The following is a 14,219-nucleotide window of genomic DNA, read 5'->3' as shown; positions in this document are numbered from 1 at the left end:
ATGATCTGCAAGAAGCCACGTAAAACAGATCAAATCGGAGCGGTGTCACTTGGTCGCGAGGACCTTCATGTCCAGCACCTGGCCGCGGTACTTCCCCTGGTAGGTGGGCAGCTTGGTGAACCAGACGAGCACGTAGCGGCCCTTCTTCGGGGCCTCCGCGGTGAACGTCTTCTTGCCCGAGACTCCGTTGAGCTTCTGCAGCACGGACAGGTCGTCGAGCTGCGGGGAGTCGCCGACCCTGAGCTCCACGGTGCCTCCCGAGGTGCTGCCGAAGTTGACCGTCACCTGCTTGACCGGGACGCTCTCGCCCATGTCCAGCAGGAGGCCCACCCCAGTCTTGAGCCGGCCGAAGTCGGCGGAGTCGTACGACTCGGAGTGCCAGTCGGTGGACTCCCTGCCGTCGGTCGCGTTGACGGCGAGCTCGCCGCGCTCCTCGTTGTCGCCCAGCGGGTCGAAGCCGGTGACCGAGGAGGGCTTCACCTCCCGGGTGCCGGCGGCCGCGGTCGGCGTGGGCGTGGTGCTCTCCTCGCCGGGCACCGGGGTGCCGGCGTTGCCGATGCTGCGGCCGAGGGTCCAGGCGCCCAGGCCGACGGCCACCATCACCAGCAGCACGACGACGGTCATGGCGACCTTGTTGACCATGCCACCCGCCTGGCGGGGCATCGGGCGGTGCTGGTGCTGGGTCTGGTGGTGCTGGGGAGGGGGCGTGTGGCGGTGCGGCGCCGCCGTGTCGATGCCCTCGGAGCGGGAGGCCGCCACCGGCAGCGCCGTCATGGGCATCGGCGTCGGCATCGGCAGCGGACTGGGCCGCGACACCGAGGCGAGGGCCTCGGCGACCTCGGCGGGCGTGGTGAGCGGTTCGAGCCCGCGCCTGGTCTCCGGCAGCAGCGCCCGGCAGACGATGGCGTCGAGGTAGCCGGGGACACCCGCGGTGACCTGGCGCGGCGTGCAGAAGTGCCCGTCGCCCATGGGCGCGACGGGCAGGCCGCCGCCGTCGCGCTCGTCGCCCGGCCAGTGGCCGGTCAGCCCGGCGTACAGCAGGCGGCCGAGGCCCTCGGCGTCGTCGCGGGCGGGGTCGTCGCTCGTCACGTCGTCCAGGACGGCGTCGACCCCCAGGCCGAGCAGCTTGACCGTGCTGCCCGCCGTCCAGACCAGGTGGTCGGGGGTGAGGCAGAGGTGGGCGAGGTTCGCCTCGTGCGCGTGGGCCAGGGCCTCCGCGGCCTCGGCGACCATCGCGGCGGCCCGCTCGGGGTCGAGCGGCCCGCCCGCGATCATGTCGCCGAAGGACTCGCCGCTCACCCACTCGCTGACGACGTAGGAGTGGCCGTCGTCCTCGGTCGCGTCGAAGACCTGGGTGAGGCGGGGGTCGGTCAGCCGGCTGGCCACCCTGGCGGCCGTGACGACCTCGTTCAGGCGGGGGAAGTCGGGATCGAAGGTGTGGACGGCGACGGGCCTGGCGAGCACCTCGTCGATCGCCTTCCACAGCGTGGCGCCGCCCGACTCGTGGACGCGGTCCTCGAGCCGGAAACGCTCGGCCAGCTTGGTGCCGGGCTCGACGGCGGGGGAACTCACGAGGACCCCGTACCTGAGAACACGACAGCACCATGCCCGGTCAGCACTTCACGACACATCACACGATGCTGGGTGGATCCGCCCACGCCCTCCTGCTTCCATTAGCCGCATGTCACCACACGCGTCGCACCATGGTAGTCCCGCGCCGGTTCCGCCCGTGTTCGTCTTGTCAGACGTTTGAGACAAGTCTTTGGGTTACCGGCCTACCCGTCCTGCCACCATTCCAACGATCGAACTCACCTCGGGGATGCGCATCCGGTGGGCGATCGCCAAGTAAAGAACCATACCGAGTCCGCCGCCCGCCGCCAGCATGATGGCCGCGCTCAGCGCGTCCAGTCCCGTGAGCTCCTGCGTGAGCCACAGGACGCCGAGCGCGAGCGCCGCCGAGGGGAGCGCGGCCAGGTACATCCGGGACAGCCCGGCGGCCACCCTGCGCCCCGCCAGGCCCCCCACGCGCCGCGCCGCCATGATCCAGGCGACCGCCGCGCCGACCACGTAGGCGACGGTGAACGCGAAGGCCAGGCCCATCACGATGTACCGGGGGGGAAGGGCGTAATAGGCCACGAGGCTGAGCGTGGCGTTCACCGCCACGTTGCCGAGGGCGAGGAAGGCCGGGGTGCGCGTGTCGCCGAAGGAGTAGAAGACCCGCAGCAGCAGCTGGAAGATCGAGAACGGCACCAGCGCGAGCCCGAAGACCTGCAGCACGTTGCCGATGTGGACCGCCGAGTCGACGGTCATGTTGCCCCACGAGAAGATCAGCACGGTCACCGCGGGACCCAGCACCATCAGCAGCAGCCCGGCGGGCACCAGCAGCACCGACACCAGCCGCACCCCCGAGGCGAACTCCTCGCGGACCGTGTCGAACTGCCCGTCGGCCACCCCCCGGCTCATCCTGGGCAGCATCGCGGTGATCACCGAGACCGCGATGATCCCGTACGGGAGCTGGAAGAACTGGTAGGCGTAGGCGTAGGCCGAGTTTCCGGCACCGGGGGCGCGCTCACCCGCGCCCGAGGCGAGCTTGGTGGTGATCAGGAAGCCCAGCTGGCTGATCCCGACGTAGGCGAAGGTCCAGGACGCGGTCCGGCCCATCTCGCCGAGACCGGCGTTGCGCAGGTCGAACCGGGGCCGGAAGCGGAAGCCGACCCGGTGCAGCGAGACGACCAGCACCAGGCACTGGGCCACGATGCCCGCGGTGGTGCCGAGCCCGAGCAGCAGCAGGTCGCCGTCCGTCACGGTGCCGATGTCGGTGCCCGAGCCGCCCAGCTTCACGTAGTAGACGATCGCGACGCCGATCATCACGATGTTGTTCAGCACCGGCGCCCACATCGGCGCGGCGAACCTGTCGCGGGTGTTGAGGATCGCGCCCGCGATCGCGCCGATCCCGAAGAAGGCGATCTGCGGCAGGATGTACCGCGCCAGGGTGACCGCGACCTCGGTCTTCTCCGCGTTCCAGTCGGCGCTGTAGAGGCCGATCAGCGGCCTGGCCAGCGCCACCGCGACCAGTGCCATCAGCGTCAGCGTGACGACCCCGAGGGTCATCAGGCGCTGCTCGTAGGCCCGGCCGCCGTCGGGGTCGGACTTCTGCCGCCTGATGATCATCGGAACCACGACGCTGCTCAGGATCCCGCCGATGAGCAGGTCGAACAGGATGAGCGGGATCGTGTACGCCACGTTGTAGGCGTCGCCCAGCGCGAAGGTGCCGATGGCCGCGGCGAGAACCGCCGTCCGGACGAAGCCGGTGACGCGGGAGACCATCGTCCCCGCCGCCATGATCGCGCTCGCGCGCAGGACCCTGCTCATGCGCTTTCCTTCGCTAGGTGCTCGGAGCGCCGGGCGCTCACGACTCGGTGCCGGCGGGTTCGCGCTCGCGCTCCGGCGGCGGGGCGGCCGCGGGGCGGCGGCGTCCCCTCCGGCGGAGGACGCGCAGGACGACGGCCGCCAGCATCACCACGAGGGCCGCCCCCACGATCACCAGGGCGACCCCGGTGTAGCCGGTCGTCCGCACGGTCAGCTCGATCGGCTTGCCGTACTTGCGGCCGTCCTCGGTGGTGAGCTGGACCGTCACGGTCGACTGGCCGCTCTCCTTCGAGGTCATCGGGATCCGGATGGTCTGGTTCTGGCCGCCGAAGATCTCCAGCTTGTCGTCGTACGGTTCGATCTTGAGCAGGTCTGGCTGGTCGGAGGTCACCTTGAGCCGGACCGCGATCCTGCTGCCCTCGCCGCTCAGCCCGTTGCGCACGCTGATCGGCACGTCGCCGTTGCTGCCGGCCAGGGTGCGCAGCCGCGACTGCTCGCTGCCGGTGATGTTGACCATGGCGATCCGGCCGTCGATCGCCTCGGCGAGCTGCTGGACGTACGGCGCCGCGTTGCCGGTCCTGCCGCGCCACGCGGATGAGGTCAGGCGCAGCAGCGCCAGGTCGAAGGCGTCGAGGTCCTGGGCGGTGGTGATCGCGGCGGTGAGGTCGGCGCGGGCGCCGACCCTCTTGACGCCCGTCAGGTACTGCTTGGAGAGCTCCAGCTTCCGGTCCTGGTCGGTGTAGGTCAGGCCGGCCCGCGGGACCGGGACGCCCTTGCCGCGCTTGACCGCGTCGAGCGTGACGGGTGCCAGCCAGGGCAGGGTCGCGGCCGTCTCGATCAGGTCGGTCACGTACTCGGGGTCGGGGTCCCAGCGGCGGTGCGGGACGGCGATCACCGTCCTGGCCGAGGTGCCGGGCTCCGAACCGATCATCGCCGTCTCCGCGATGAACCGCTGGCGGTTCGCCAGCGCCGCGCCGGGGGCGGAGGTGTCGGCGCCGACCGTCTCGCTCAGCGCCGCGTCGGCGACCAGGGCGGTGAGCGGGCCGTTCACGCTCTCCAGGGTCGCCGAGGCGTCGGGGGTGGTGAGCGGGGGCGTCGCCGGCGGCAGGTTCAGCACGTTCAGCAGCACGGTGCCGACGCCGCCGGTGGCCAGCAGGTCCAGCCCGTCGTAGTCGATCAGGCCGCCCACCGGCCAGTTCACGTTGGTGATCACGTCGCGGCCGAGGGTCTCCCTGCCGACGATCGCGGCCGCGGCGATCCCGGTCGAGGTGGCGTCGTCGACGCCGTTGTGGGCGAGGGCCGCCACGTCGGGGTCGCCGTACGGGGTGGCGACCACCGGGTGGTCGGCGACGGCCTCGCGGAGGTCGCTCAGCCACTGGGCGGCCTCGGGGGTCGCGGGGCGCTCCTGGGCGCGGTCCTTGACCCTGACCGTGTGCGGCCCGCCCATGGCCCGCGCGTCGTCGAGCAGGGCGGGATCGACGATCCAGGTGAGGCCCTTGGCCGACGACGTGTCCTGGGCGATCTTGAGCAGGTCGCCCAGGCGCTTGCCGGGCGCCATGGCCGCGGGCAGGCCCTCGTCGACGAAGGTGGAGTCGACGCCCCGGCGCGGCTGGTCGACGATGGGCAGCACCGTGGCGAGCCGGGTGCGGGCCACCCTGGTCTCCCTGGGCATGTAGGTCACCGTGGTGCGCAGGCTGCCGGCCTGCTGCCCGAAGGAGTCGAGCACCTCGATCATGACCGGGTAGACGCCGAAGCCGGAGAACTGCAGCTCCTGCGGCGTGAAGGAGAACTCCCACGGCAGCTTGCCCGCGGGCGCGATCGGCGCCTGGACGAAGCTCTGGCAGCACCACGAGCTCGGGAGGGTCTGTCCCGCCCGGTAGGTCTCCATGTCGGCGCGCCTGGCGAAGGGCCTGGGCGAGTAGCGCATCTGGACCCGCAGCCCGTTCAGGGGCTCGGCGCCCGAGTTGACCATGGAGCCGGACAGCTTGATCTCGGTGGTCGGGTCACGGGGGGCGTCGGGGCCGATCGCCTCCAGCACGACCTGGAGGCCCGCCCGGTTCGCCGAGACCGGGGCCGAGGAGGCCGAGGAGGCCGAGGTCGTCCGGGCGTTCGCCGTGCCCGGAGCGACCACGGCCGCGGGAACGAGCAGCGTGGTGGCGAGCAGGGCGAGGAGAGCGGCCTTGTGGATCACGTGCCGGCCAGGGGTCGAGTACGGCGCACGCCGGTAATGCTATGGCCTAACCGGCGAGGGGAAAGGTCGCCGGTTCCCTGCGGGAGCCATGCCGGGTCAGGTCGACGATCTTTCCTGACACCAGTGTGAGCAGGTGGTCGGCACGGATCAGGAGTGCCGTACGACGCTCTCCGGTAGGCACGTAAACGGGTGTGACGGTACGGGTGAGCCGCTCGTCCACCAGCACCGTGAGCGTGGGGGGCAGCAGCAGCGGGCAGACCAGGCCCGAGGCGTAGTCGGTGGCGGAGTTGACGGTGAAGGCCGAGGCCTGCCGGACCCGCCGGGCCTCCAGGATGCCGCCGATCACGCCGGGGCGCGGCGGGGATCCGACGGAGGTGACGACCGCCACGGGCTCGCGGCCGATTCGCGTCGTGACCTCCAGGACCGTGACTCCCAGGCAGATCTCGGGACTCGCCGACAGCACCTCGGGGAGTTCGTCCGAGCATGTCATCGCGCGCGGAAGGCGTACGATCTCATGATGGACCTGGTGTGCGAGGAGCCAGCGGTGGATCGCGAGCGCATCCTTCATGTGTGTGCTCCTTGCCTCGACGCACAGTCCCCGAGGTTCCCTGACCGACCGTAACCTGGTGATCGCTTCAGGTGTATCCCCGCAGGGGAACATGTTCCGTAACCGAAGGACCTACCCGGCTTGTCCCTTTCAAATCTGACCCAGAGCCAGCGCCACGGCATGAGCGAGCTGTTCCGGAAGATCGCACCCGTGGCGGACGAGCTCGGCGAGCTCTTCGCCGCCAGGGGATACCAGATCGCCCTCGTCGGCGGCTCCGTACGCGACGTCTTCCTGGGCAGGATCGGCAACGATCTCGACCTGACCACGGACGCGAGGCCCGAGACCGTCCTGGAGCTCGTCCGCGACTGGGCCGACTCCATCTGGACGATCGGCATCGACTTCGGCACCGTCGGCGTCCGCAAGGGCGGGTGGCTGCTGGAGATCACCACCTACCGCAGCGAGTCGTACGATCCCAAGTCGCGCAAGCCCGACGTGGCCTACGGCGACACGCTGGAGGGCGACCTGGCCCGGCGCGACTTCGCGGTCAACGCGATGGCGCTGCGCCTGCCGTCCCGCGAGTTCGTCGACCCGCACGGCGGCCTCGACGACCTGCACGCCAAGGTGCTGCGCACCCCGGGCGCCCCCGAGCGCTCCTTCGGCGACGACCCGCTGCGGATGCTCCGCGCGGCCAGGTTCGCCAGCCAGCTCGGCTTCGCCGTCGACCCGGCGGCGCTCGCCGCGATGGGCGCGATGGCCGACAGGATCGACATCGTCTCCGCCGAGCGCATCCGCGACGAGCTGGACAAGCTCATCGGCGGCGACCACCCGCGCGAGGGCCTGCGGCTCCTCGTCGAGTCCGGGCTCGCCGACCACGTGCTGCCCGAGGTGCCCAAGCTCCGCCTGGAGATCGACGAGCACCACCGGCACAAGGACGTCTACGAGCACTCGCTGATCGTGCTGGAGCAGGCGATCGACCTGGAGGAGAGCGGCCCCGACCGGATCCTGCGCTGGGCCGCGCTCCTGCACGACGTGGGCAAGCCGAAGACCCGCCGCCACGAGCCCGGCGGCCGGGTCTCCTTCCACCACCACGAGGTGGTCGGCGCCCAGCTCGCCAAGAAGCGCATGGCGGAGCTGAAGTTCCCCAAGGACGTGGTGGCCGACGTCTCCCGCCTGGTGGAGCTGCACCTGCGCTTCCACGGGTACGGCACGGGCGAGTGGACCGACTCGGCCGTACGCCGCTACGTCCGCGACGCCGGCCACCTGCTGGAGCGCCTGCACAAGCTGACCCGCGCCGACTGCACCACCCGCAACCGGCGCAAGGCCCAGGCCCTGTCGCAGACCTACGACCAGCTGGAGGAGCGCATCGCCCGGCTGGCCGAGGAGGAGGAGCTCGGCAAGATCCGCCCCGAGCTCGACGGCAACGAGATCCAGGAGCTCCTCGGCGTCCCGCCGGGTCCCCTCGTGGGCCGCGCCTACAAGTTCCTGCTGGAGATGCGCCTCGACCAGGGCGTCCTCGGCAAGGAGGCCGCCGCGGACGCCCTCCGCGAGTGGGCACGGGCGAACGGAGTGAACGAGGCGGACGGGGCGGCCGTGGCGGACGGGGTGGATGTGGCGGCCGGCCGGATCGGCGAGGCCGGCGACGTCGCCGGTGAGGTGGACTCTGAACGGCGCTCCTGACCCCGGCGACCCCGGCGACCCCGGCGACACCGGTGACTTTGGCGGCCTTGGCGAGACCGCGGAGGCCGCCGGGGGCGCGGAGATCGCCATGCTCGACCGTGAGCACGTGTGGCACCCCTACGCGGCCACACCCCAGCCGGTGGCGCCGCACGTCGTCTCCCGCGCCGACGGGGTGCGGCTGACGCTCGCCGACGGGCGCGAGCTGGTCGACGGCATGTCGTCCTGGTGGGCGGCGATCCACGGCTACAACCACCCCCGGCTCAACCGGGCGCTGAAGGACCAGCTGGAGGACATGGCGCACGTCATGTTCGGCGGGCTCACCCACGAGCCCGCCGTGCGGCTGGCCGCCACGCTCGCCGCGATGACCGGGCTGCCGAAGGTCTTCCTCGCCGACTCGGGGTCGGTCGCCGTCGAGGTCGCGATCAAGATGGCCTTCCAGCTCACCGGCAGGGGACGGCTGCTCACGGTGCGGGGCGGCTACCACGGCGACACCTTCGGGGCGATGTCGGTCTGCGACCCGGTCAACGGCATGCACCACCTGTTCTCCGGCGTGCTGCCCGAGCACGTGTTCGCCGACCGGCCGCCGCGCGAGTACGACGAGGGCTACGCGGCCCGGCTGGCGGACCTGGTCGCCCGGCACGCCGGGGAGCTGGCAGCGATCATCGTGGAGCCGGTCGTCCAGGGGGCGGGCGGCATGCACTTCTACCACCCGGCCTACCTGCGGCTGCTCCGCGAGCTGGCCGACGAGCACGGCGTCCTGCTGATCGCCGACGAGATCGCCACCGGGTTCGGCAGGACCGGGGAGCTGTTCGGCTGCGACCACGCCGGGGTCAGGCCCGACATCATGTGCCTGGGCAAGGCCCTGACCGGCGGTTACATGTCGCTGGCCGCGACGCTGTGCACCGAGCGGGTGGCCGGGGGCGTCGGCGTGCTGATGCACGGGCCGACCTTCATGGGCAACCCGCTGGCCGCGGCCGTCGCGAGCGCCTCCCTGGAGCTCCTGCGGGAGCGCCCGTGGCGCGAGGAGGTCGGCCGGATCGAGGCCGGTCTCCTCGCGGGCCTGGCCGGGGCCTCGGAGGCACACGGGGTGCGGGACGTGCGGGTCCTCGGCGCGATCGGGGTGATCGAGGCCCGCGAGCCCGTCGACGTCCCCGCCGTCCAGGCCCTCGTCATGCGGCACGGCGTCTGGCTCCGCCCGTTCGGACGGCTGATCTACGCGATGCCGCCCTACTCGATCGGCGACGGCGACCTGAAGAGGGTCACCACGGCGATGACGGCGGCGGCCCGGTCACTGTGAGGGGCGCGCCGGTGACCGGCGCCCCGGTCATCGTGAGGCTCGCGACGACGATGATTGCGATGATGGCGACGGCGGCCCGGTCACGGTGAGGGCGACGACGGTGACGACGGCAGAGGCTCGATCACCCGGGCCGGTGTGACGATCCGGTAGATCACCGCGCCCACGACGTATCCGGCGGCGATGACCACCAGCACGAGCAGCGACCTGCCGTCCGGCGGGAGCAGCGCCGCCGCCAGGGCCGCGGCCAGCACGTAGCTGCCGTTGAAGAGCATGTCGTAGATGGAGAAGGCCCGGCCGAGGTAGGCGTCCTGCAGGTCCCGCTGGACGGCGGTGTCGGCGCAGATCTTGATGCTCTGCCCGGCGATGCCGAGGACGAAGCCCGCGGCCGCGAACCCCCACTGCTGGAACGGCGCGCAGAGCGCCAGCGTCAGCACCCCGGCGGTGACCAGCATGGCCGGGACCCACCGCTCGATGCCGAAGCGCTCGGTGGCCCACGGCGTGACCAGGATGGCCAGGAAGTAGCCGACCCCCGAGGTGGCGACCACGACGGAGACCGCGTTCAGCGCGTCCTCGGCGTTCTCGGCGAAGTAGTAGCGCGACAGCAGCACGAGCATCGCCGTGCACATGCCGTACATGAACCTGTGGGTCGCCATCGCGCCCATCGCCGCGGCGGCGGCCCGGTGCCTGGCGAGGTGCCGCGCGCCGTCGGCCAGGCCGGTCAGCACGTGGCGCACGGCCTCGCGGGCCTGCGGCCGGGCGGGGTCGTAGGCGGGGCCGAGCAGCCGCCTGCCCATGGTCATGGAGATGAGCGCGCTGAGCCCGAAGACGAGACCGGAGACGACCAGCAGCACCGCGGTGCCCCGGTGGTCGGAGCCGAAGAGCGCCCGGAGCAGGTAGCCGGCGCCGATGCCAACGAAGGTGAGCACGGTGCCCGAGGTCGGGGTGACGGCGTTGGCCACCATCAGCCGGTCGGCCGGCACGACGTGCGGGAGCGAGGCCCCCAGCGCGGCCAGGAAGAAGCGGTTCACCCCGAGCACGCCGAGCGCGGCGGCGTAGAAGATCCCGTCGGGGGCGTCCGCGGCGACGAGCGCCGCCGCGGCGAGCAGCAGCGCCCCGCGGACCAGCGGCGCGACCACCAGGATCTGCCGCCGCGACCAGCGGTCGATGAACACCCCGACGAAGGGGCCCAGGATCGAGTACGGGAGCAGCAGGACGGCCAGCCCGGCGGCGATCTCCACCGCGCTCGTGCTCTTCTCCGGGCTGAAGAACGCGAACCCGGCCACGGCGAACTGGAAGATCCCGTCGGAGAACTGCGAGACCAGGCGGGTCGCGTACAGCCTCCGGAAGTCCCGACCTTCCAGGACCACGCGTAGATCGGAGATGAATGACACGCGCTCAGCCTATGTGCGGGCGCCGTGGCCGGGCATCGGGTACATCCCTGATTAGCCAAATGGACATTCAACACCTTTGCCTACGTATCACTTAGGGGGCGCGGTAAACCGACATGATCACGTACCCTCGGTCGGGTGACACCTGATGAACACGTTGTGCTCGTCGACACCGAGGGAAACGCGATCGGCACGGCGGCCAAGGCCACGGTGCACGGTCTCGACACTCCCCTCCACCTGGCCTTCTCCAGTTACGTGTTCGACGAGCAGGGGCGGGTCCTCCTGTCCCGCCGCGCACTGCACAAGATCACCTGGCCGGGGGTGTGGACCAACAGCTGCTGTGGCCACCCCCTGCCCGGCGAGCCGCTTCCCGAGGCGGTGACGCGCAGGCTCTCCCACGAGCTGGGCCTCGCGGCCGGTCAGGTCGATCTCCTCCTGCCCCGCTTCTCCTACCGCGCGGTCATGGACAACGGCACCGTCGAGCGGGAGCTGTGCCCGGTCTACCGGGTGCTCGTGACCGCCGAGGCGGCGCCCAACCCCGACGAGGTCGACGACGTCCGCTGGGTGCCGTGGAAGGAGTTCACCGACGGGGTGATCGGCGACCGTCTGGCGATCTCTCCCTGGTGCCGCGAGCAGGTCCCCCAGCTGGTCGAGCTCGGCGCCGACCCGCTCGCCTGGCGGGCCGCCGACCCCGCCGAGCTCCCGCTCGCTGCCCGCTGCTGACGCGGCCTTCCGTCCCGGCGGTGTGAGGGTCTCTCACGCCGCCGGTCGTTCCACGGCGAGCTTTCCCGGCCCGGCGCCTTCCCGCGCGTCCGGATGCCGGCTACCGTGCCTGCCCGGTCAGCAGCCGGAGCCACATCTCGCGGGCCTCGCGGTGTGTCCACCGCCCGGCGAAGGCGTGCTCCGTCGGCCTGCCCTGGATCACCCTGTGGATCATGTAGGTGCCGCCGCAGGCGATCAGCTCGAAGTAGACCGCCCGGCAGGCGCACGTGTGCTCCAGCACGCGGTACGGTCCCGGCGCCAACGCCTCCCAGCCGAGTGCCCGGCGGCCCGGGGCGACACGCACGGGGTGCGGGCTGACGCCGGGGCAGGTCCATTCATCGCGGGCGTCCAGATCACCGCCCAGGGCGTCGGGGGTGGTCGGCACCCGGACCTCCTCCCTGGGGACGCGAGGAGCCCGGCGACGACTCCCGGCCCCCTGCGTCTCGCCTCGCAGGTCGCCTGCCGGTGTGCCGGGTGATGGGATCACGACCGCCTCCTTCCTCAGACCGGTCCGGCGTGATCGGTCATGAGTTCGTCGGCGAGCGGAGGCACGGTGGTGAGGCTCCTGCCGCGCAGGATCGCGTAGTGCCCGGCGAGTTGTTCGGCGGCTGCGGGCAGCGTCAGCTCGGGGCTGAGCACGGGCGCGCCGGAGTCGCCGGGCCTGGGGCCGGTCCACCAGAACCTCTCGCCGTCGGTGTAGGCCAGGAGCCCGTGATAGATGGACACGACGGCGTTGCCGGAGCGCAGCGTGTGGACGTCGGCCGAGATGCCGTACACCTCGCCGAGCACGAGGGTCAGCTCCTTGGCCCGCGCAACGGCCTCGCTCTCGGTGTCGGCCGACGGCGCGACGGCGCGTGTTTGGGAAGGAGACACGCCGCCGCGCCTGTTCATGGGGTCATCCCGCGGTGGGATCGCGTGCATGCCGCGACCTCTCGCCGGGGCTCGTGCCGTCGTACCGGAGGGGCGTCCGGGGAGCGGCCCCGGCCGGGGGCGACGGCGGGCCCCGGCCGGAGGGTCCGGGGGTCGGGGAGCGGCGGGGCGTCCGAGAGGACGGTGCCCGGAGGCGGAGCGCCGTGTTCGTGCATGCGGGCGGCGGTGCGGGCCCGGCGGCGGGCGAGGGAGTCGCGGGCGAGCGCCAGGCGGACCGCGCGGCTCTCCCGCGTCTCCACCGGCCGGTACGGGCGGGCGGCGGGGGGTGCCGGTGTGTCCGGCGGGCCGGGTGCGCGGCGGCGTCGCCTCGGGTTCGGCCTGGCGGGGCGCGGGCACCAGCGGAATCGGCCGCGCCGGGATCTCGGGGTCGGGCTTGAAGGTCGGCAGGGCGCGGCCGAGTCCGAGGCGGCGGCGCGCGTCGAGGCGCTCGGCCATCAGCGCGCCGGTCGGCCGCGCGTACTCGTGGTCGGCGGCCTGGCCGGGGCAGCCGTGCGCGTAGGGGGCGTGCCCGCAGTCGGCGCAGCCCATCGGCAGGGGTGGGACGTCGGCGAGACAGTGGCAGCTGATGCTCACTGGAGTCCGGTCGATCAGTTCCGCTGGCGAATCATTCACGCTCTCAAGGGTGCGAGGAGATGGGGGACGCGGAAACGTCCGCAAAGGACGTTACGGGGACGTCCTTGAAGCCTTATAAAAGTCCCATGCCCCCTGTGAACGACCGCCTACGTACCGCGATCCTCCGTGCGGGCGTGACCCTGTCCGAACTCGCCGCTGCCGTCGGTGTGGATGCCAAGACCGCGAACCGCTGGGTCCACGGCCGCGTCCCCCACCGGGCCAACCGAATGGCCATCGCTCGTCGCCTCAACGAGGACGAAGCCGTCCTCTGGCCTACCTCGCGACCAGATCAAGCACCGGGCGGCACGGTGACGGGTGAGGTCATGGGCGCCTACGCTCACCGAGTCGACGTCCCCCCGGCACTGTGGGAGTCGCTTCTCATCGGAGCGCGGGAGCAGATCGACATCGTCGGCTACTGCTTCCTGTTCATCTGGGAGCAGCACATCAACCTCCCCCAACTGATCGCCGAGAAGTGTGCGGCCGGGGGCCGGGTGCGAATCGCGCTGGCCGATCCCGACAGCACCCACGTGGTTGAGCGCGACGACCTGGAGCAACTCGGCGGCACCCTGCCAGGTCGGATCCGCAACGCCCTCAACCATCTGCGGGATCTTCAAGACGTCCCGGGCGTTCAGATCGGGCTTCACCAGGTGCACCTGTACTCGGCGATCTACCGGTTCGACGAGCAGATGATCGTCACGCCGTATCTGTATCGGTCCCGCGGCTACCAGCATCCAGCCCTGCACATGCAGCGGCTCTCCCCGCACGGGATCTTTACCCGGTACGCCGACCAGTTCGAACAGATCTGGGGCACGACTCGGCGACTGGACACCGTGACCGCCGGGTAGGCGATCGGGCATGACCCGAACCGATTACTACAACGATCCCAACGCCCCCGCACCGAACTCCGTCGTGCCCGGAGGGTCCGCGGTAGTGATCGACGACTCGGGGCGTGTTCTTCTGCACCGTCGGCGCGACAGCGGGCTGTGGGCCCTGCCCGGCGGAGTGATGGATCTGGGCGAGACCATCGCCGACGCCGTGGCCCGCGAGGTCCGCGAGGAGACCGGCGTGACCGTGGAGATCACCGGCGTCGTCGGTATCTACAGCGACCCTCGGCACGTGATCGCCTACAGTGACGGCGAGGTCCGCCAGCAGTTCAACGTCTGCCTCCGTGCCCGGCCGGTGTCGGGCACGGCTCACGCGACGGACGAGGCGAGCGAAGTACGGTGGGTGTCTCCTGCGGAACTCGACGTACTCGACATGCACCCCACGCAGCGACTGCGCATCGGTCACGCTCTCGACGAGTCTCGCGTTCAGCCGTTCCTCGGTTGAACGGTCCGGCGCCACATCGATACCTTCTCCCGCATTCGGTCGGCGATGTGGACGCGCTCATCTCCCTGTGAGTGGCGGGACGCGCGAGATGGGGGCACCGCAGGTCGTCTGACCTGC

12 protein-coding genes are annotated in these 14,219 nt (G+C 71.5%); 5 read left to right on the top strand and 7 right to left on the bottom strand.

Annotation, left to right across the window (positions count from 1 at the left end):
- Positions 1-45 precede the first annotated feature (45 nt).
- The 4 genes from ACSC1Q_RS08345 to ACSC1Q_RS08330 all read right to left on the bottom strand — a co-directional run bounded on the left by ACSC1Q_RS08345 (position 46) and on the right by ACSC1Q_RS08330 (position 6,128).
- On the bottom strand, positions 46-1,572 hold the full coding sequence (locus ACSC1Q_RS08345) for a protein kinase family protein (protein ID WP_436758074.1): 1,527 nt from the start codon (positions 1,570-1,572) through the stop codon (positions 46-48).
- A 195-nt stretch (positions 1,573-1,767) separates the two neighbouring features.
- Entirely contained in the window at positions 1,768-3,372 is a 1,605-nt protein-coding gene (gene murJ / locus ACSC1Q_RS08340; RefSeq protein ID WP_436758073.1) for a murein biosynthesis integral membrane protein MurJ, read from the bottom strand.
- A 37-nt stretch (positions 3,373-3,409) separates the two neighbouring features.
- Entirely contained in the window at positions 3,410-5,560 is a 2,151-nt protein-coding gene (locus tag ACSC1Q_RS08335; RefSeq protein WP_436758072.1) for a DUF6049 family protein, read from the bottom strand.
- Positions 5,561-5,606: 46 nt separating this feature from the next.
- The gene (locus tag ACSC1Q_RS08330; RefSeq protein WP_436758071.1) at positions 5,607-6,128 is read right to left on the bottom strand and encodes a YbaK/EbsC family protein; all 522 of its coding nucleotides are present in this window, start codon (positions 6,126-6,128) and stop codon (positions 5,607-5,609) included.
- 159 nt (positions 6,129-6,287) lie between these two features.
- On the opposite strand from ACSC1Q_RS08330, the gene ACSC1Q_RS08325 reads away from it, so the two are divergent.
- Together ACSC1Q_RS08325 and ACSC1Q_RS08320 are read left to right on the top strand one after the other, a co-directional pair.
- Positions 6,288-7,784, top strand: coding sequence for a CCA tRNA nucleotidyltransferase (locus ACSC1Q_RS08325; protein ID WP_436758366.1), 1,497 nt, complete (start codon positions 6,288-6,290; stop codon positions 7,782-7,784).
- Positions 7,785-7,872: 88 nt separating this feature from the next.
- Complete coding sequence (locus ACSC1Q_RS08320) at positions 7,873-9,081, top strand: adenosylmethionine--8-amino-7-oxononanoate transaminase (RefSeq protein ID WP_436758365.1); 1,209 nt, start codon at positions 7,873-7,875, stop codon at positions 9,079-9,081.
- Between the two features lie 80 nt (positions 9,082-9,161).
- Here ACSC1Q_RS08320 and ACSC1Q_RS08315 read toward each other — a convergent pair whose 3' ends face one another.
- Positions 9,162-10,472: an MFS transporter gene (locus tag ACSC1Q_RS08315; RefSeq protein WP_436758070.1), complete on the bottom strand. Its 1,311-nt coding sequence runs from the start codon at positions 10,470-10,472 to the stop codon at positions 9,162-9,164.
- Positions 10,473-10,607: 135 nt separating this feature from the next.
- Between ACSC1Q_RS08315 and idi the strand changes: the two genes are divergently transcribed.
- Positions 10,608-11,192 (top strand): isopentenyl-diphosphate Delta-isomerase, encoded by a 585-nt coding sequence (gene idi, locus ACSC1Q_RS08310; protein WP_436758069.1) that lies wholly within the window; start codon positions 10,608-10,610, stop codon positions 11,190-11,192.
- A gap of 100 nt (positions 11,193-11,292) precedes the next feature.
- On the opposite strand, the gene ACSC1Q_RS08305 is transcribed toward idi, so the two are convergent.
- Together ACSC1Q_RS08305 and ACSC1Q_RS08300 are read right to left on the bottom strand one after the other, a co-directional pair.
- Positions 11,293-11,718, bottom strand: a complete 426-nt coding sequence (locus tag ACSC1Q_RS08305; RefSeq protein WP_436758068.1) for a hypothetical protein — start codon at positions 11,716-11,718, stop codon at positions 11,293-11,295.
- A 14-nt stretch (positions 11,719-11,732) separates the two neighbouring features.
- A complete protein-coding gene (locus ACSC1Q_RS08300) occupies positions 11,733-12,104 on the bottom strand; it encodes a hypothetical protein (protein ID WP_436758067.1) in 372 nt (123 codons plus the stop codon).
- 764 nt (positions 12,105-12,868) lie between these two features.
- Here ACSC1Q_RS08300 and ACSC1Q_RS08295 point away from each other — a divergent pair.
- A complete protein-coding gene (locus ACSC1Q_RS08295; protein WP_436758066.1) occupies positions 12,869-13,618 on the top strand; it encodes a helix-turn-helix domain-containing protein in 750 nt (249 codons plus the stop codon).
- Positions 13,619-13,628: 10 nt separating this feature from the next.
- Positions 13,629-14,102, top strand: a complete 474-nt coding sequence (locus tag ACSC1Q_RS08290) for an NUDIX domain-containing protein (protein ID WP_436758065.1) — start codon at positions 13,629-13,631, stop codon at positions 14,100-14,102.
- The last annotated feature ends 117 nt before the right edge of the window (positions 14,103-14,219 follow it).

It is taken from the genome of Streptosporangium heterodermiicola, from assembly GCF_051390675.1.
GTDB lineage: Bacteria > Actinomycetota > Actinomycetes > Streptosporangiales > Streptosporangiaceae > Streptosporangium.
Note: the sequence above shows the minus strand (reverse complement) of the source record. Positions and strands in the feature narration are given on the sequence as shown.